Source organism: Tengunoibacter tsumagoiensis (assembly GCF_003967535.1).
GTDB lineage: Bacteria > Chloroflexota > Ktedonobacteria > Ktedonobacterales > Ktedonobacteraceae > Tengunoibacter > Tengunoibacter tsumagoiensis.
On record NZ_BIFR01000001.1, the window covers coordinates 675,049 to 694,093 of the forward strand.

The following is a 19,045-nucleotide window of genomic DNA, read 5'->3' on the forward strand; positions in this document are numbered from 1 at the left end:
CACCTGGCCGAAAACATTTCTTGCTCTACTCATTCAGTTCTACTATACTATCTTCAAGTTTCTATGTTGAGCGGAGAGAAAAAGTATGCAGAGCAATGAACCGGCTGAATACGCCCTCCTGGGACTGCTAAAAATACAATCAATGCATGGCTACGAGATGTTTCACTATTTTGAGCATGGCATGCTGGGCAAAATTGTGCACCTTGAGATGAGCCAGTTATATGCATACCTCAAGAAACTGGAAAGGATGGAATATATTCAGGCACGCCTGGAGGCACAGGGTTCGCGCCCGCCTCGTAAGGTCTTTCATCTTACCACCCGGGGCGAAAGGCTGTTTCAAGACTGGCTCAGAAGCTCAGTCGAAAAACCGCGTGAGATGCGTATGCTCTTCCTTATCAAACTCTATTTTGCTCGCCTTTTCATCCCGAATGAGGTAGCAGATCTTCTCCAACGACAGATTGAGGCCTGTCAAACCTTCCTCATACAGCTAGAGACCAGGACTCTCTCCAATCCTGGCTCTCTTCCACTGGAGCACTCTTCTGATGAGGCCTTTTTTGAACAGGTTGTTCTTAGTAGCCGCATCTATCAGACGCGCTCATTACTCACATGGCTCATAGAACTTCATCGAGAGATGGCTGAAATACGCTAATCAGATACCATTTTAGCCTGATCATCAGGCTCCACTGCTGGTAAAAGCGCCAATTTAAACACTGGGTTATAGTGCTTATCACAACTGCTGCAAGAGACTGACTGGGAATAGCGGCGAGCACGTGGATACGTCTTTCCACAGTGTGAACAGGCATACATATAACGAAGCGGTCGACGCTGGCGACGAATAGCATCGCGACGCTGGCTCTCTTCGTGTAAGAGTCGGCGTAGTTCGTCCAGATCATAACCGGTAAGAGCCGCTTCATCAGCAGCAATAGAGTCATAACCATGATGCCGATGACGGCGTGGCGTACCATTGACACGATCAGCCATATGGATTAATTCATGCGCAACCGTCACCTCAATCGACTGCGGCTGCAACTCCGGCTCGATAAAGATGAGATGGCGATGCTGGGTTCCTTTTACACGAGTAGAGATATAACAATAACAGCCCAGGGCCATTGTGTTTAAACGTCTGGCCGTCCAGAGCATATACTCTTGACGATCCTGTGTAATCGCTAATAAAAGCAGCTCAGAGGTCGGGAGCGCCAATTTCTGCGCATAGTACAGTAGCCACCGTCGAATAGTTGCAACATCTCCGTGAATAAGGGGCTCGGCCCCTATAGGTGGAAGCGCTGGCCGTTTCGTTGGAGATGGAGAACGACGAGATTGATTTGCGGTAGTCATAACCGCCTTCGACTCCTCATTGCAAAATCCTCATCAGTTACTTAATTGACGTTTGAGGGCTCCATAGCATGGATTGAAACAAAAACTATGTCTGAAAATCTGGATATTTCAGATTACTTTACCCATCATAAACTACATCTCCACAGTATGGCAAGGCGGAACGCTTAACAACGAGCTCTGGAAAAGCTGGAATAGAATCTCGCTCTGCAATGGCTTGACACCCATCCTTATCAGGCGTTAAGATGGAAGTTAGATTTTTACACAAACCTCCCGTACCCGCAAGGAGGGTTTCATATGTCGTTTCAAGTCTGTATAAAAACAGAAAAACCATTGCATCAGCTTGCTACGGAGATGCGCGACCTCTTCTCGCTCCCCCCCTTTAAGCTTGATTCTTTTGCCGACTCCTCTTATTGTCAGTTCGAAATGTTGGGCATGCTGATACTCATTCGGCAGGCAGAGGAGGTGGAACGTGAGCCTGAAGTGGCGGATTATCCCTACTGCTTTGATATACAGATGTCCTTTACAGAACATGAACTCGACACGGATACAATGGAATATGCACTTCAGCCTTATTATGCTCAGTTGATTGCGTTCCATTTAGGAGTGGAGACAGCCTGTCAGGAGACGAAGCGCGTTGGTGAGCACTGGCAGATTCGCTATAATTATTATGTTAAAAATAAAAACTGGAGTGGAGAATTTCTGTTTGGAGAGAAAGGCTGGTCACCTGCTGTCATTAGTGGTCCAGCCACACCCTGGCGTCTGCTCCATCCAGCACTACATCGCGAATAAATATATGTAGATATTTCAAATTCTGGCCGTGGTGATTCCACTACGGCCATTATTGTACTGATCTCATCCATGGTCGCGCAGGCTGCTTCACACAGATAAGGACAGCCACAGATAGCAATCAACTCCTATTTTCATCACAATGTCTCTCCATAGAGATAGAATGAACTATAAGTACTCTCCTCTCTTAACAAGATGAAGATATCTTACATAATGCAGTAGGGGGCATTTCCCAGGTAACAAGCGAGCTCAGTGGAGAGGGTGACAGCTCATTCCAGTGGACTGGTCAGAATGAACTGAATATGTTATGCTTAAAATGCTTTAATATATTTGTTGCTACAAAAAAACCAGTGAGTAGTTGCCATAAACTGAAGAATGGTATATTTATTATTACAATCAAACAGTGCCCACTGATTATTGCTATCACACCTTGGTTGTATACAGAGTTGGAATAAATGGAAGACGAAAAACAAGCACAACAACAGCCTGCGGGACCGCCATCAACCTCCCAGAGGCAGGCGAGCCATGAAGGCTGGCAGTATGACCAGACAGCAGAAAGGCCGCCTCAACGGCCCTCATTTGGAGTACCACCACCACAACCGCCGCCTCCTGGTTATTTTGACAGCAGTCCTCAGTACCAGAATGAGTATCAGGACCCCATCGCTGACATGAGTAGCTTTACCGATATGGGTACTTCGCTGGGTTATGGTCAGACGATGGATTATCAGTATTATGATGCTCCTCAACCTTCGCAAAGGCTCCCAAAGTTACAGCGACTCCAGCAGCTACGCCAGGAGCGTACTGAGCGCAAGCAGCAGCAAAATCCTGAGATTACTACGATGGTCAATCGTCGTAAAGGGCAGTCTATCCCTCCGCTTCAGTCGATTCGTACGTCGACACCTCCACCCGAGCGCATGGCGATGCCAGCGGGAGCGGATGAGGCGACTGTTTTGCGACGGAAATCTGTGCCCGATGCGTTAGTCCCCGCTTCTGAGCCAGCGCAGAATACAGCGATGCTCAAAAAGATCCGTGTGGGGCGTGCGACCATGATTTTGACGGTCTCCTTTATTGCGAGCCGCGTGCTGGGGTTGCTGCGCACTGCGATGTTTACGGGCATTTTGGGTTCAGGCAAGTTTTCCGATGCGTATATTCAAGCATCTCTGATTCCTGATACGGTCTTCGCGATTGTGGCCGGTGGTGCCCTGAGTTCGGCCTTTATTCCTGTGTTCACGCGCTATATGACGGGTGAACAGGATGAAGATGGAGCCTGGCATATTGCTAATACGGCTTTGACCGTTACCACGACCATTATGATCATCCTGGCTGCCATTGCTATGATCTTTGCCCCGGCTATCATTGGACCTCTCAATCCAGATAAAGATCCGGCGACTGTAGCGCTGATGGCTTCGTTGATGCGCATTATGTTCTTGCAGTCAATTATTCTAGGCGCTGGCGTAATTGTCAATGCTGTGCTGAATGCCCAACAGGAGTTTACACTACCTGCTATCGGTATTATTCTGTATAATATCGGTCCGGTTGTAGGTCTCTTGCCCGGCCTGATCTTGAATATTTCGGGCCATCCCAATCCTACGTTTGCTGTCTATTGCGCAAGTATGGGTATTGTACTGGCTGCCGCCTTACAGGTTGGTGTACAGATACCAGGACTGGCTAAAGTTGGTATGCACTTTAAGCCATCCTTTGATTGGAAACATCCTGCGGTCATTCAGATCGGACGACAGATGCTACCGCGTATTCTCAATGCGGCGATGCTCTCGTCCTCCATCTTTGTTGATCGCTATCTCATCGGCTTGCTTGGAGTCGCTCTCATTGGTACCAAGATTCATTCCGATGGGCTCAATACTGACTATTATCAGGCTTTTCAGTTGGTCCTCTTACCGGTGGGTATCTTTGGTCAGGCTATGACGACTGCCGCCTTTCCAACGCTGGCTGAGTATGTTAGCCGTAAAAAGATGGATCGGGTTCGCGATCTGATTTTAGAGACGTTGCGCAGTATTCTCTATCTTTCGATCCCCTCTAGCATTGGCTTAATTATCCTGGGATTGCCTGTCATTCAGGCCCTTTTACAGCATGGAGCTTTCTCGTTGGAGGCGGCTAACGCTACGTCTATTCCTCTGGCTTTCTTTGCGATTGGACTGGCCGGTATGGCTGCGGTAGAGGTTCTCACACGCTCATTCTATGCGATGAGCGATACGAAGACTCCCGTGGCGATTAGCGTGGGCCAGTTTATCTTTAAGATTGCGCTGGCAATTGTTCTCCTCGATCCATTTGTGAAGATTGGCGGACCTTATTGGGGCCTGGGGGCTCTGGCTCTCTCAACGTCGCTGGCTAATCTCCTGGAGGCGGTCTATCTCTTCTGGGTGCTTCATCTCAGAATCGGGAATCTGCTCCAACGCTCTCTGCTCGTTTTTCTAGGACGGGTAAGTGGAGCAACTATAGGGCTTGGTATCAGTCTGATAGTGATTCGCTTTGTACTGGATCTGATCCTGAATACCACAAATCCAGGCCGCCCTCTCTTTGGTGGGTTGATAGCCGTTCTCATTGCGATGCTGAAGGTAGGAATTGAGGTGATCGCTGGAGCCTTTATCTACTTGCGACTCTCTCGCCTCCTGGGCATTGAGGAGATGGGTCCGGTTCGGCGCTTACTCGATCGATTTAAATTATCCTGGATGATTTAAGCCTGGCCTGAGGGGCTTTGTGAATGATGTCTGTCGCTCCGCGTGGCCACAAACGAGGTCGTAAGGAGCACAGGGACGATATCCGTCTTTTCGATGGGTATCGTCCCTTTTTGTTGTCAGGGATGCATGCCTTCTGAAAGGCTGACCCAGAGATAGTGGGCTGCATAGGCACGCCAGGGACGCCAGGCTTCAGAATACTTCTCCATACTTTTAGCAGAGGCCAGCATGCCTTGCTGTTCAAAGGCATGCTTCAGACCAAGATCTGTCAGCGGAAAGGCGTCTGGATCGCCCAGTGCTCGCATGGCAATATATGCCACAGTCCATGGCCCTATCCCTGGAATTTTTTGGAGCTGTGTTATGGTGCGCTCCCGATCTGCGTTGCGGTCAAGGACCAGGCCCTCTTCAAGCACTGCGTGTGCAAGGGCTTGCAGGGCTGTTACTCGGCTCTGCGTAAGGCCAAGTCCTTGCAGATCTGCCTGTACAAGTGCCTGAGGCGTGGGGAAAAAGTGTGTCAATGCCCCATGTGGTTGCTCCAGTGGTACACCGCATGCCGTAACAATCCGGCTCGCCAATGTGCGTGCACCAGCGACCGAGACTTGTTGTCCAATAATGGCACGTACGGCCAGTTCAAAGCCGTTGATCGCTCCTGGCAGACGTAACCCCGGATGGGCTGTCACAAGAGGAGCAAGCAGCGAATCAGCGCCTAAGACTTCAGCAATGGCAGTAGGAATGGCATCCAGATCAAAAAGATAGCGGCACCGTTGTACAAGCATGTTGAGATCGCTTAACGTATCGAGCTGAATACGTAGAAGAACGACATTTGTTTTCTTAAGTGGCTCCAATTCTATGATTCCACAGGAGTGCGGTAAGACTACCGTACGCCGATAGCACCCATCACTGACATCTTCCACCCCTGGCAAAGCACGTTGCTTGAGATAGGCAAGCAGAGACGCAGCATCAAATGGAGGACGATAGTGCAGGCGCAGAGTGAGCTTCCCTTCACCGCCATGTTCTGATGGTCTATCACGGCGAAAGGCTGAAGGGGCGCAGCCAAAAGCGGCTTGCATCGTTTCATTAAACTGCCGAATGCTGGCAAATCCTGCGGCAAAGGCAATGGTAGTAAGGGAGAGATTCGTTTGATCAATCAGCAAACGGGCTGTCTGAGCACGACGAGTACGGGCTAATGCCAGCGGGCCAACACCAACCTCGGCCACGAGCTCACGATGCAAATGCCGCTCACTCACAGAAAGATAAGAAGCAAGCCCTGCCACGCCTTCCGTATCTACCATGCCATCGGCAATCAAACGGAGTGCACGCGCAACCAGATCTGCACGCATATTCCAGTCAGGCGAGCCGGGACTTGCTTCGGGATGGCAGCGACGACAGCCACGAAAGCCTGCGGCCTCCGCAGCCGCAGCACATGGGAAGAAACGCACATGTGCCGCACTTGCCGTTCTAGCAGGGCAGATAGGCCGACAATAGACTCCAGTGGTTGTGACTCCGATAAAGAACCGTCCATCGAAGCGAGGGTCACGACTACAGAGTGCGCGATAGCACAGATCAAATTTCGTAGAGATATGTTGCATTTCCATGAGCCTCATCATACAGTTACTCCCCATACAGATGCCAGTGGTTTTCGGCTATGACCATGTGTGCAGCAGGGCATGAGCTTCAATCACAATGCTACAGTAACCTTCATTCCAGATACTTTTATAGTCACCCTTTTCATGGAAGGCAGAACTATAAAAAGGGATAACTATGAAAAGTATCTTGACCTATTTTATTGGCAGAATGTATGTGCTAAAAAATTCTCGTGCTTTAATAGCCACTGCTTACGATGCAATCCACCAGCATAGCCCGTGAGGGAACGATTGGCACCAATGACACGGTGACAGGGCAGGACAATGGCAATGGGATTGAGCGCATTGGTTCCACCAACTGCCCGCGAGGCCTTAGGCCGATCCAGCCGCGCAGCCAATTCACCATAGGAGATCGTGCTCCCGACTGGAATAGAGCGCAGAGCCAGCCAGACCTGTCGCTGAAACTCTGTCCCGCCAGGATTGACTGGGATAGAGTCCAGAGCTTCATAATCGCCAGCCAGGTATGCTTGCACACGCTGACTATACCCACATGGATTGGGCGTGGGAAGAAGCTCGACCGATCCATAGCGCTTCTTCAAGAGAGAAAGCATCCGGCCTTCATAATCGCTATAGTCCAGTGCACACAGTTGATCTCCATCCACGACGAGGAGAATTATCCCTAATTCAGGGGTCTCAAGGCGGTCAAATAGTAACGTCTTCATCTGAATATCTTCTTTCCAGTGAAACAAGGTGATCGTACCAGGATCGTACCAGGAAATAGAATAAAGCATCGAAAGAGATCTGACTGGCGGTTTTCAGACATGACAATATGCTAAGCATGTCTGAAAACCGCCAGTCATTTGTGAGAAGATGCTCTATCTTATCGTTGTGAGAGCAACGGCTATTCAAGCAGCAGTTAACCCTGCCATTCATCGACCAGAAGACCATAGAGCAATAGATCAGTGTAGTGATCATACAGCCATTGCGCCTGACGGATACGCCCCTCCTGAGTAAAACCCAGGCGCAATGGGATTGCACAGCTCCGTGTATTCCCGGGTGCACAACGGATCTCAACTTTATTCAGATGATACTCATTGAACGCATAATTAATGAGCGTGCGACAGGCCTTTGTCATCAGACCATGGCCCTGAAATTGCTCACCGAGCCAGTAGCCAATCTCAACCTTTCGAGGGGCCCAATCGATCGTATGATAAGCAATCGTACCAGCGACCTGACCTTGATACCAGACACTACAGCCAAAGCCTTTATTTTCCAGATAGGTCTGTTGAACACTCCGTAAAAATGCCCGCTGATCCTCTATAGTTTGAGTCGCATCAACCCATGGAAGCCACTTGCGTAAATAGAGCCTGTTCTCATCAATCAACTGAAACAGAGGTCCGGCATCCTTCTCAGCCAGAAGGTGCAGCTCGGCCTCCTCATCAATTTTCAGCACAGCTGGTGGTAACTTCATCACATATAAGTCCTTTTCTATCCAGTAGAGCCAATACAATCATATGTTTTTCATCATAACATGGAGAGGTTCCTGAAGGCGATAGCTTATCTACACTCCATATGAGTCAGAACGATCAGGCTGATTGGAGCTCGGGAAATGTGTATCATTTTTCAATCAATCTGGTCAGATAGCCTTTTTTGTGGGTAAAAAAAGAAACTCTTTCATACACTTCATACGTATCATATTCAGGAATATAAACTATCTGGTAATGTTGAATAGTATATTATGGGAGTCATCTCGTGAAGATACGTGAAAAATCTACTCTCCTGTTTGGAGCATTAACCATTGGACTTGTATTATTATTAAGCGCCTGTGATCAGACTGTCACTGGTAATACGGCCAGCAATCTTACACCATTACAAGTTTTACAAAAAAGTGCTGATGCAATGAGCAATCTACAGTCCTCCCACGTTGATGTAACGGGGACGGATAGTGTGCATATTGGTGGTCTGTCACTGACACCTACCCCCACGCAGGCTCAGGGGACCCCAACCGTCGCCCAGGGAGGAGATATCACTGTTCAACTTACTGGTAAGGGCGATCAGGCTGGTGCCGATAAACAGCAGATGGACGTTACGGCTACGACTTTGAACCAGCCCACGAACTTATCAGAGATTGTCCTGGGCGATAAAGTGTATGTGAAGAATCCTCAGGGTAAATGGTATGTCTTGAACAAGAGTGACTACCAGGGGATGTTTGCGAATGCAACCAATCCTTTCAGTGGTATCAATATTGATCAGAAGACCCTCCTGGGCGTTATTCAGCACGTGAAGATTAACGACCATGGGGCCGATAAGCTGAATGGAGTAAGCCTGCGCCATATTACAGCCAGCCTGGATAAGACTGCTTTGAAAGAGCTGCTCACGAAAGATCCTCAGATCGTTTCGACCATTGGTCAGCAGAATATCAATACCCTGCTCGATAGCACCAAAGCACTTGACTCCTCGGTAGATGTCTGGATCGATGAGAATCAGTTCTATGTTCATCGCACCGAGCTCAAAATCAATCTGACGGCTGACACCGACACAACTCAGCAGGGTGGTGGTAAATTGACGGTCGTCACTAAATTTGACAATATCATTGACCTGAGCAATTTTAACAAACCAGTTACTATCGTTGCTCCAGCAGATGCGACCCCCACTACCAATCCATCAGACATCTTTGGTGGTGCAATTGCAGCCCAATAAGCGAGCTTTATAAGCTAATCGTTACAGACTAAGAACCGGAGGCCGTCCCTTCATCTATAGAGATTGATCTCAGAACAATTGGAGATCACCTCTCACAGATGAAGGGACGGCTTCTTATTATCTATACTATTCGCATAGTTTATAACTTACAGAACAAGATTGCGATTTATACTATGGTTACAATGTATTATAGTATTTTCTGGGATTGTGTAGATCAGCAGGTAAAAAATACTATCCTTACATACCTCTATTGCATCGGTAAAAAGTAGCATGTTATAATCACATCTATATCTTCAACAGGCTGTATACAATCTGGATTATCCTGAAGCAATTTTACTTATTTTTTACGCTAGATAGAAGATCTATCTTCTCAGGAAAAGTAATCCCATATCATTGTTATAGCAGTCATGTTATCAGCCCCCTTTATTTATGGGAGAGGAAGAGCTCATGTCACAATCTCTAAACACCACTCAGACGACAGGCATTTCACCTGAAGCATATCAGTATGCAGGAAGTTATGGTCTGGGAACACCAATACAAGAATACAAAGTGAGCTATACGAAAAAAACCATTGTTTCCTTTATCTTCGCCTTAATCCTTACCATTGGCTTTCTCTGGTTGGGGTATGGTTCAGCCACAGACCCGGCCAGTGATGGGAGTAGTATCGTCGCCTTTGAAATTATTGCAGCGCTTTTCTTCCTTATGGGCCTATACATGCTGCTCTATCCACTTATTTATCGCTCATGGCATATGTATATCTGTACAGAGGGCTTTGTCTCCCTCAGGTGGGGAAAAGTTCAGGCTTATCGTTGGGACCAGATTGCCGCCATCTGGGTTGCAGTGACCAAATTCTATCGTTATGGCATCAAAACCAATACGACCTACCGCTATACGGTCCAGGGGAAAGATGGCACAAAGATAAAGTTCACCAATACGTACACTTCTATTGAACAGCTTGGCAATACGCTGGTTGAGAAATCAACGCAGGCTCTCCTTCCCAGCGCAATCGCTTCGTTTAATGCTGGTCAGACATTAGGATTTGGTTCGCTTAACGTCAATCAGCAAGGGATCATGAGCAACCGGGGCGATCTTTTGCCCTGGGGTCAGATTGCACAGGCCAAAGTTGAAAGTGGTTCGCTGATCATTAAAAAACAGGGGAAGATGCTTAGCTGGGCCTCGGCAACGGTAGCCTCTGTCCCCAACTTCTATGTCCTCCTGGCCGTGATTGATTATGCACGCTCCAATCAAGCACGCTAAACACCAGAGATGGGCAGGGAGTCTCCACATGATAATGATCGTGGAGACTCCCTCTTTTTATGCGCGCGGCAGCAGGCCTTCATCCACAATTGGAAGTCGTCGATAGAGATCGGCTCCGCTCAGACCTGTCTGCCAGCTATGGGCAGAGGCCAGATCTTGCACAAAATCGCTCTGGAGATCGATGCCGAGAGCCTGCCAGGTCAGACTGATAGCACGACGCGCAAAGGCAATCGCATTGCGGGGCTCAATGCGATTAAGATCTTCAAAGAAGAAGGCACAGCTTGTAAAGCTATATTGATGATAAAACTGAGCCTCCAGCAGCATGCGAAGACGCCAGATCTGCTCTTGAGTAACCAGCGTATTCTTCTTACAATGACGGTCCCAGAAGAGCGCTGGCTCCTCCCATCCATAGTGGAGCGCCAGATACTCATCTCGCATGAGCCAGGGGTCAGCGACAAGCTCACCTGCGGTCTGCTCAAATAATTGGCTGGCCTTTCCATTGATATTTGTCAATGCAGAGAGTAAAGCCGATTTCCAGCTACTATCCCCCTCTGTACAGGAGCAGCCAGTGGACCAGCGGGCCAGACCATGAGAGCAGCTCCAGGCGCTTGGTGTATAGAGCTCCACCTCATGAGTTGGAGGAAACAACTGAAGATAGCGACCAGGAGTACAGATCTCCATTCCATGACATTCCGCCCCAGAGGTCAGAAGATAGGCTAGAAACTTATCGCGCCATGGTTTATGGTGTCCATAAAGCTCACCATCAGTAGCCACCATAATCAGTTGTGCCTCTCGATCAAAACTTTTCTGAGCATTCAACTGACTCATTACGACAGAAGAGACAAACTCATCCGCGTTACTGGTCATATGATCATTAAAAGAGACGCCGCCAGACAGAAGCGAATTATAGAAAAAGACCGTTATACTCTTACCATGCGGCAAGCGGATACGATAAGGTTGATTTGTATCGATGGGCCGGGCAGCCTGCCAGGGAGCAAGAATAGTATAGAGCACCCCTTCATCGGCCAGGAGCTCAAGCGTCTCAAGATCAACTGCCGTCTCGGCCAGCCACATTCCTTGAGCAGGATGCCCATAGCGCTGGAGGAAATCGCGCAGCCCCCACCTGATCTGAGTGCGCTTATCGGCGCATGTTGCCAGAGGAAGAATCGTATGATTATAGACCTGAGCCAGAGCATTCCCCACTCCATAACGCTGAAGATGGGCATGATCGGATGCAATAATCCGCTGGTAGACATCAGAGTGAGACCGCTCTAGCCAGGCAAGAAGAGTCGGTCCAAAGTTGAAGCTCATTGCAGTAAAATTGCCAAGCTCAGCATTGGGTCGATAACACTCAAACGTAATACGCTCATTATAATTAGCAAAAGGACCTGCACTGGGTTCAATCGGAATCAGACCAGTAAAGGGGTCCTCGCGTGGAGGTTGATAGAAGTGCCCATGGAGACAGAGGTAATGACCATTCTGACGGGACTGAGGAGAAAAATGGGATGCTTGTTGCTCGAACATAAATAAATGTCGCCTTCTCTGGTTTAACCGTAACGACCCCGTCACGGCTGTGCATAGCACTTGTGATAGCGAGCATTATATGCTGCTGAGTTCTAGTATACCATAGCCTCATCCTTTCGCAGGGAGATTTTAAAGACAGCGAGACAGCAAAAAGAAAACCTGGAAGAAGGGGGGCTCTTCCAGGTCCTGTGATAATGCATAGCAATAACAGAAATGTATCAACTTTTACTTAAGCCGAAGCGGTTATTCCCTCGGACCCCTCCTGAGCGCTCAGGAGAAATGTCTCATAGGCCTCGCGCAGCTTGGGGTAGCGGAGCAGGAAAAAGCCTGCATACTCTTGCGATAATGGGCGCGGCTGATGTAAAAGGTGCATGTTCACCTCTTTCAACAAACGATTACCCTTTTTTCCATTACAATGTTTACAGCAAGCAACAAGGTTCTCCCATGTACTTTGTCCGCCACGGGAGCGAGGGATAATATGATCCAGAGTCAGCTCGCGGCTACGCTTTCCACAATACTGGCACGTCTCCTCATCACGCAAAAGAATATTGGAGCGTGTTGGCTGTAAGGCCACACGTGGAATGCGTACATTGGCAAGCAACTGGACGATTACAGGCCGTTCCAGTTCTAAACGGCGTGCCTCGATGCTCTCTTCGATTAGCGCACGAACCTTCTCATCGATAAAAGTCACCTTATTTTTCGAGAGAAGCACAATAAGCCGGCGCTCCGGAATCACCGAAAGAGGTTGTAGTGAGGAATTCAACACAAGAACAGGCATGAACGAGCTTTCCTTCCTCTCTGTCAGAGCCGATAAACACATACAGACAGCGAGGATACAACTGAGAGCAGAAACGGGGATCACCCCATTCCATTCAGTTATCACGCCGCCTGCAATGACCAGATGGATAAGGTTGGAGGCTTCTCACATGTCCAGAAGAACCAGGGGCACAAGGCTTTGGGCGACCTTCAGTATTCCCGGCCTGGGGAATATCTTGAAGGCTAAACGTTACAAGCAGGGTAGGCAGAGGCGAGCCATCTTCCAGAAAGGGAAGAGGGATGCTGATACTCTGAACTAACTGCTGCATACCGTTTAACTCCTTTGGGCCTAAAAAAAAACATGACACATACTTACTAGTCGTTTCGCATTACAGATCCAATGTGGATTGTTGCTCCTGACTCCCTTTTGAGGGGAAGTATGTGTCATCCTGGTCGGGGTGAGAGGACTTGAACCTCCGACCTCAGCGTCCCGAACGCTGCGCGCTAGCCGACTGCGCTACACCCCGGTGACATTCACGCAAGAAACTCGCTTGAACTTATCCGTGAGCAATCGCTGAGCTAATAACGTTAGATACCCTAAGGCTACAAGCTTCTACTCTGCTCATGTTCAGTATAGCATACCTTGTAGAAATTTTGCAAGAGGGTGCCCTGCTTTCCTGCTTTTTTGCGAAGATCAATAAAGATAGGCTATTGCTACGAGCAAAGGCTTTTTCGCGTATCTTCTACCACAAGGTCCGGATAGAACTTCTCCTCATGCATCGAGCTGATCAGGCTCTATCTGGCTCCTTCCCGTGGAAATTAGTCTACTTACCGTTTAAGCAGGATCAAAGCCTCTGTAGAGCGGTTTGTCTGGCAAGTCGTCTGCTTCTTCAGAGGCCAGGGCATCAGACTGTGGTGAGCGCTTTGCGATGACTGCCAGAATATCAAGTCGTGCAGGCTCCCATTCCAGATAGCCACCTGGAACAAGATTTTTTGCTTGTTCTCCCAGACGCTTCTCAAGTGCTTTCTGACTCAAGACCATCTTCCCGACTGGAGTCTCAATCAGCACGAATGATTGATTATCGACAGAAGGGCCAGCAACGGCCAGATAGCTCTGGCTCGAGGCATCCCAATTGAGGTCAAGAATGATCCCTTGCAGGACGCTCTTACTGGCTGAACCATTGCTGCTTGCCTTTAGCTCCCACTTCTTTCCAAACGGAACCTCAGGGGAATACATGACCTTCTTATTCCGTCCCAATTCAAGCTGGACAATGAGCAAGAGTTCGTACCACTGGTGATTCTCTAACAGGGCCGAGACCGGATTCTCTTCTTCCTCATTCTCGGCATCTGGCCGTAAATCAACAAACAGGGTTCGAATCGTTTCGCCATTGGCCAGCAGAAAATCTGGTTCACAGAGATACGCTTCATCTATGACAGTTAAAATCCCCTGCACAAAATGGTTCATTCTATTCTTCTCCATTGGACACTATCCATTTGGTCGTTCAAAGATAGAGATAATCCTTCCCGGGTTGGTCGTACTCACTCTGACAGTAACAGTAACATAGTATCCATCGACTTCAACATCATAGTAATTATAATCAACAAACCCTTTATTTTTATTCTCAACCGTTTTGCCAGGCTCTTCATTTTCGAGAAGATCTTCAGCTAGCCCTAACAACTCTTCGTCAGACAACGCATCAAGAGCATCAGGATGTCTGGCATGGTCAAGATCCCCCTGAGTCATGTAGTATATCTGCTCCTTCCCATCGGGTGTTGATGTTGAAAAGACCATCAACGTATTAAACGGGTACTTTTTGTATTTCTGATAATACTTTATTAAGAGTTTATACTCTTCTTTTGTGAGACCAGGGTTCTGGCTGATGATATCTTCAATGATATTTTGTGCTACTCCCGTTTCAGCGGCAAGCTCTTTAGCCAAATCTTTATCTGCCTGTGATAACGATGGGGGGGTCGTCGGATTGGGAGGCGTTCCCGGTTGAGTGGGATTCGTGGGCTGAGTTGGCTGAGTTGGCTGAGTTGGTGTGACAGGTTTAGGGACGGTAGGAAGCGTAGGCAATGGCTTACAGGCATTGCTGGTTGCTTTCTGCCAGGTCTGGATTGCGTCATAGATAGCCCATGCCATATCATAAAGCGTTTTGAGAAAGAGGGCGGCAGCGATAATGGTTAAGATGAGCGCAGCAGCATCAGCAATTGGATTAGCGCCAGCTTCAGCGACGGCTGCCCCATCCACTACTTCAGTGACTGTGTCGAGAGCGGCGTCTTCACCTATCTGTAACTCTGCATTTGCTAAAGCCTCTTCAATATCAGCCATAGCTTTTGCGCTGAGTGTGCCAACTTCTGTTAACGCACTCACTTCTGTTGCTCCTCCAACACCAGCCGCAGCCTGGACAGGAGCGCCAGCGAGCATTAGATCCGGAGTTGGTGTGACGCTAACAGAGATCTGTAAATAGGAAAGCGCCTCTGTGCTGATTGCATCAGCACCATCACCAGCCATATCAGTTGCCACAGTTGTACTGCTATTAACGGGAACTGAAATCTGTTTGATCATCATGCCTGTCATAATCGAGGCAAATCCGCGCATAAAGTCCTGATGTGCGGTATTCAGGTCATCAGCAACTTTATTTGCTCCACACAAAGGATCAGTAACTGGCTGAAACCACTTTTTTAAAGAGTCTAATGTACCCATAAGTTCCTTCCTGTATAGGTCATAGTCCCGAAGAGACCATTAAAAGTGGGGAAGTTAATGCTGGTTATTGAGCGTGTTTGCCGCCTGGGTATCTGCTGCTTCGATAGCAGAGGCGGCTCTTATCAGACGGTCAGCAAAATCCAATTGCCACTGATGGGAGTTTCTATAATGTGTATCATGAGGATTAAAAATATTTCGGACAAATGGTTGCATAAATCCAGGAAAACTATTGATGAATGTTTCAGTAGTCCGCCAGGTCTTTTCATAACTCAGTTGAGCCTGATGAACATGATCTTGTATCTGTTTGGCGGCTGTCCGCATAGCCGTAGGATCATAGCTCATTAACTCTGCCATTTTTTGCATCTCCAAATTGATTTACTAATCAATACCAGTCTTAATCCAATTATAAAATAAAGAAGTTGTTATATCAATAAAAGGTCTCAAATTAGGACACTTTTACTGTATAAACTAGATACATAGCAAATTGCTTGCAAAATATGTTATTTCTTCGCTCTTCTTCTCAACGCTCACAGAAAATTTCCAGCGTCAGGAATGAAACATAAGTCATCGCGGATGTTGAAAGGATGAGCATGAAAAAGGAAATTTGCAAGTAATGCACGGCAAGAAGAACTCTGGTTGCTCCAGCGATGTATGCATCTGTGAGGAGCAAACGCTCTTCATATCTTTGATCGCGGTTTTGCTGGCGGTCTTTGGGTCGCGAAGTGTCTAGAACTCAATCTTCGTTTTATCTTACGTTGCTTTTTTAGACGAGAAGTACATGTTGTTTGTCGCATAAAACTTCGTTTTTCTGACGCATATCTTTTCCATCGGTGAGCGCGAATGAGCCTGGGAAGCCCGTGCAAAACAAAGAAAGAAAAATGGCTCTGACACATAACTTTCCCAAGCATGTTTGTATCAGAGCCATTTAAGAAAATATCTTTTTGCCTCAGAGCGTCAGCAAAAGTGACACATAACTTGGTTCTTCCGCAGGCTCGCTGATGTGAAATGCGCCAAGCCCTCAGACAAGGAAAGCAAGATAATGGAGCTAGCTGAGACGATGACCGTTACCGTTAGTCAGTTTCCACAGAAAGAGCACTGAACTGACTGCACAAGCGCTCGGTGCCTAGACCACTAATAAGCATCCGCTCCTTACTGTTGCTCAGGAATTGCTGGGTCCAGGTGGTAAAGCCTCCGTCAATCAGCTCCAATTCGGTTCCCGCACCATTGGTAGCGTAGATGTGGAAACACACCCCAGCATAATACCCCCGACCAGCCTCGCGATCGGGATCAAGTTCGCAGAGGATGCCGGGATAGTAAGCCATCAAAGGCTCGAATACCTGCGAAGTCAAGGTCTGTTCCCGCCGCCCGTGTTCGAGATCAGTGAGAGTGACTCGTACCCGATGTGTCTGGTAACCAAGGTGGGAGACTTCGCGCAACAACCGCACATAAAAGGCGATGTGCTCAATCAGGCTTGTCGTCTCAAACTGAAAAGATCCTTCATCACGCCCTGCGGTGCAGAGTCCAAGCAGACGAAAGTGAGGAAGCACACCCGGAGCGGCTTGATATGCTTGTGCGCGTACCACGCGGTGTGAGGCACAGAGGCGTATTCGCTCCCGGCTCTGTGAATTGTGACGCAGAAGAAGGCGTCGGCGTGAGGCACATTCAAGTGCGAGTACGTTGGTAGCATCAGCTACCACCTCGGTATTTCGGATCGTCGTCACCACTTTGTTCTGATCCACTGTTGCGACACTGACATTGGTCCCCAGCGGACAGACCGGCGATAACTCGATGGCGGCGTAGTGTTCTGGGAGCAACGACCACACAAGGCGGTCAAAGTCTGCCAGGACGCCAGGCGCAAGGGCAGATGGGCGCACAAATCGATCTCGCTCATACCGCTCTAGCAGATGGCTCGGTTGCACGCTGGCAGCACGACGCCGATAGACCTCTAGCAGAAGTGACTGTAAGTCCGTCGGAGCAAGACGCTCAACGAGGACATCGATCAGTTCAGGGATACCCGCCTCTCGCTGGATTCGCTCGAGCATGGGGTCACTCATCCGGGTTTTCCTTTCTGAGAATTGACAAGATCGATTGCCAAGAAACGACGAAAAAGGGGCGAGAATGGCTTCTCACGACGTGGTGTCATCGGACGGGCAAAAGGTGCCGTGAAGCCACGGCACCTTTATAGCGCTTACGAACGGCACTCAGCCGTTTATGGTTAGCTTTCCCGCCTCCTTTGATGGGTTTGTTACAATCTCATCTTCAAAATTCAGGATGGCTTATGTCTAGCGAAAGAGTCTCTTGCTATGAGAGCAGCCGCTCGGCGAGCTGGTTGGCCAGCTCCAGTGAGTAGTTCTGGCCACGATCGTGCGGATAGATCTGAAACATATTCGCCATCCAGAGCCCTGTTAGCGGAGTCTCCAGCGGTGGGATATGCTGGCGGTAATCAGTGGTCACAATCGGCTGGGCATAGGGGGCCTGGAAGATCCAGCTTTCATGAATCCAGGCCGGATCAAAGTCTGGATTGATGCGTTTGAGGTGAGGAGTAAATTCTGCAATCAGCTTCTCTTTACTCTGCTGGAACAGGGGATCATCCATCGAGCGATAGTTGCCCAGGTAAACGATATGGCGACCGCCATACTCTGACGTAGGACGAAAGTTTGTATGCTCAAACAGGCCAGTGAAGGGATAGCCACCATCACACATGTTAATCCAGTAACTATCGGTAAGCGGCCGATCAAGGGCCAGAATCAGACAATGTGCTCCATAGGCCTGACCCCAATCGTACTGCTGCTTGTAGCTCTCTGGTAAACCTTCAATGAGGCGGCAAGAGAGCCGTGTGGGAAACGTTGAGATGACACGATCAAACGTCCATTCGCCACGATTCGTCTTGACTATCCAGCGTCCATCTTCACCCTGTAGCACATTCTCAACAGTCGTGCCCAACAGAATCTTGCCGCCCAGTTTGCTTGTCCGCTCTACCAGCCGTTCATAGATAAGCTGAAATCCGCCACGAAGATAGCCCAGCTGAGTTGTACGATCGTGGATGCGGGCCCAGAACCAGGGAAGGGCAATCTGATCATAGAGCTTACCAAATTTTCCTTTGAAGAGAGATTGGAAGATCATAGGATACGCTTTTGAACCCATCCATGTATTGAGCCAGGCATCAGCCGTCTTGCCCTCCATCCAGGCCGGATTAGCAATTTTAAGGTATGCCAGCACCATGCCTACTCTGAGGCGTTCATCGAAGCGTAGAGGTGAGAAACGTAGCAGGGAGAGTGGAGAGTCCAATTGATGAATCTCCCCTCTTACAAAGCTCACTGTTCGTGGAGCCTGCCATTCCAATCGCTCTCCCAGATCCAATTCTTCGATGGTTTTGATCACTGTCTTATCGGTTCGAAAGATATGATGATAAAATTTCTCGAGCCAATTATCACCGACGCGAAAGCCTGAAGCCAGACCACCGGCAAGTTCTTCACGTTCAAACACCATCACTGATTGTCCTGCCTGGGCAAGTCGGTAGGCTGTCATTAGACCCAGGGCTCCGCCGCCAAGCACTGCATATTCCATGCTATTTATTCCTCATCGTGCGTACGTTACTATTGTCAAAGAGACCGAGGTTAACTATGTGACCTGTTCCATATCCTATTTTAACACAAGGAAAAAGCAAGTTGAGCCTTATATATGGGAACGACAGCAGGAAAGGG

Annotated in this window: 17 protein-coding genes and 1 tRNA gene; 5 read left to right on the top strand and 13 right to left on the bottom strand. The window is 48.5% G+C overall.

The features are described from left to right. Positions 1-85: 85 nt before the first annotated feature. Positions 86-649, top strand: coding sequence for a PadR family transcriptional regulator (locus EL628_RS02645; protein ID WP_126578249.1), 564 nt, complete (start codon positions 86-88; stop codon positions 647-649). Here the strand turns inward: EL628_RS02645 and EL628_RS02650 are convergent. Continuing rightward, positions 646-1,335 (bottom strand): hypothetical protein, encoded by a 690-nt coding sequence (locus tag EL628_RS02650; RefSeq protein ID WP_126578250.1) that lies wholly within the window; start codon positions 1,333-1,335, stop codon positions 646-648. The genes EL628_RS02645 and EL628_RS02650 overlap by 4 nt on opposite strands. 294 nt (positions 1,336-1,629) lie before the next feature. Here EL628_RS02650 and EL628_RS02655 point away from each other — a divergent pair, with 294 nt between their 5' ends. Both EL628_RS02655 and murJ read left to right on the top strand, forming a co-directional pair. After that, the gene (locus EL628_RS02655; RefSeq protein ID WP_126578251.1) at positions 1,630-2,124 is read left to right on the top strand and encodes a hypothetical protein; all 495 of its coding nucleotides are present in this window, start codon (positions 1,630-1,632) and stop codon (positions 2,122-2,124) included. Between the two features lie 452 nt (positions 2,125-2,576). Continuing rightward, positions 2,577-4,817, top strand: a complete 2,241-nt coding sequence (gene murJ, locus EL628_RS02660) for a murein biosynthesis integral membrane protein MurJ (protein WP_126578252.1) — start codon at positions 2,577-2,579, stop codon at positions 4,815-4,817. Positions 4,818-4,933: 116 nt separating this feature from the next. Here murJ and EL628_RS02665 read toward each other — a convergent pair whose 3' ends face one another. From EL628_RS02665 to EL628_RS02675, 3 genes are all read right to left on the bottom strand, one after another. Beyond that, entirely contained in the window at positions 4,934-6,421 is a 1,488-nt protein-coding gene (locus EL628_RS02665) for a DNA-3-methyladenine glycosylase 2 (RefSeq protein ID WP_245993973.1), read from the bottom strand. Between the two features lie 176 nt (positions 6,422-6,597). Next, positions 6,598-7,119, bottom strand: a complete 522-nt coding sequence (locus EL628_RS02670; RefSeq protein WP_126578253.1) for a methylated-DNA--[protein]-cysteine S-methyltransferase — start codon at positions 7,117-7,119, stop codon at positions 6,598-6,600. 194 nt (positions 7,120-7,313) lie between these two features. Then, the gene (locus EL628_RS02675; RefSeq protein ID WP_126578254.1) at positions 7,314-7,868 is read right to left on the bottom strand and encodes a GNAT family N-acetyltransferase; all 555 of its coding nucleotides are present in this window, start codon (positions 7,866-7,868) and stop codon (positions 7,314-7,316) included. 281 nt (positions 7,869-8,149) lie between these two features. On the opposite strand from EL628_RS02675, the gene EL628_RS02680 reads away from it, so the two are divergent. Together EL628_RS02680 and EL628_RS02685 are read left to right on the top strand one after the other, a co-directional pair. Further along, the gene (locus tag EL628_RS02680; protein ID WP_126578255.1) at positions 8,150-9,097 is read left to right on the top strand and encodes a LolA-like protein; all 948 of its coding nucleotides are present in this window, start codon (positions 8,150-8,152) and stop codon (positions 9,095-9,097) included. Between the two features lie 447 nt (positions 9,098-9,544). Next, complete coding sequence (locus EL628_RS02685; protein WP_126578256.1) at positions 9,545-10,354, top strand: DUF6585 family protein; 810 nt, start codon at positions 9,545-9,547, stop codon at positions 10,352-10,354. A gap of 57 nt (positions 10,355-10,411) precedes the next feature. Here the strand turns inward: EL628_RS02685 and EL628_RS02690 are convergent, their stop codons facing one another. The 9 genes from EL628_RS02690 to EL628_RS02730 all read right to left on the bottom strand — a co-directional run bounded on the left by EL628_RS02690 (position 10,412) and on the right by EL628_RS02730 (position 18,908). After that, a complete protein-coding gene (locus EL628_RS02690) occupies positions 10,412-11,878 on the bottom strand; it encodes a DUF3536 domain-containing protein (protein WP_126578257.1) in 1,467 nt (488 codons plus the stop codon). Positions 11,879-12,107: 229 nt separating this feature from the next. Next, complete coding sequence (locus EL628_RS02695) at positions 12,108-12,656, bottom strand: HNH endonuclease (RefSeq protein WP_161975226.1); 549 nt, start codon at positions 12,654-12,656, stop codon at positions 12,108-12,110. Between the two features lie 94 nt (positions 12,657-12,750). Beyond that, the gene (locus EL628_RS02700) at positions 12,751-12,963 is read right to left on the bottom strand and encodes a hypothetical protein (RefSeq protein ID WP_126578259.1); all 213 of its coding nucleotides are present in this window, start codon (positions 12,961-12,963) and stop codon (positions 12,751-12,753) included. A 121-nt stretch (positions 12,964-13,084) separates the two neighbouring features. Further along, positions 13,085-13,161, bottom strand: a tRNA-Pro gene (locus EL628_RS02705). 308 nt (positions 13,162-13,469) lie between these two features. After that, positions 13,470-14,099, bottom strand: coding sequence for a hypothetical protein (locus EL628_RS02710; protein WP_126578260.1), 630 nt, complete (start codon positions 14,097-14,099; stop codon positions 13,470-13,472). Between the two features lie 21 nt (positions 14,100-14,120). Next, positions 14,121-15,341 carry a hypothetical protein gene (locus EL628_RS02715; RefSeq protein WP_126578261.1) on the bottom strand — a complete coding sequence of 407 codons (1,221 nt, stop codon included), beginning with the start codon at positions 15,339-15,341 and terminating at the stop codon, positions 14,121-14,123. Positions 15,342-15,395: 54 nt separating this feature from the next. Further along, positions 15,396-15,695 (bottom strand): hypothetical protein, encoded by a 300-nt coding sequence (locus tag EL628_RS02720; protein ID WP_126578262.1) that lies wholly within the window; start codon positions 15,693-15,695, stop codon positions 15,396-15,398. A gap of 716 nt (positions 15,696-16,411) precedes the next feature. Then, on the bottom strand, positions 16,412-17,395 hold the full coding sequence (locus EL628_RS02725) for a hypothetical protein (protein WP_126578263.1): 984 nt from the start codon (positions 17,393-17,395) through the stop codon (positions 16,412-16,414). 247 nt (positions 17,396-17,642) lie between these two features. Beyond that, positions 17,643-18,908: an NAD(P)/FAD-dependent oxidoreductase gene (locus EL628_RS02730; RefSeq protein ID WP_126578264.1), complete on the bottom strand. Its 1,266-nt coding sequence runs from the start codon at positions 18,906-18,908 to the stop codon at positions 17,643-17,645. Between the last annotated feature and the right edge of the window lie 137 nt (positions 18,909-19,045).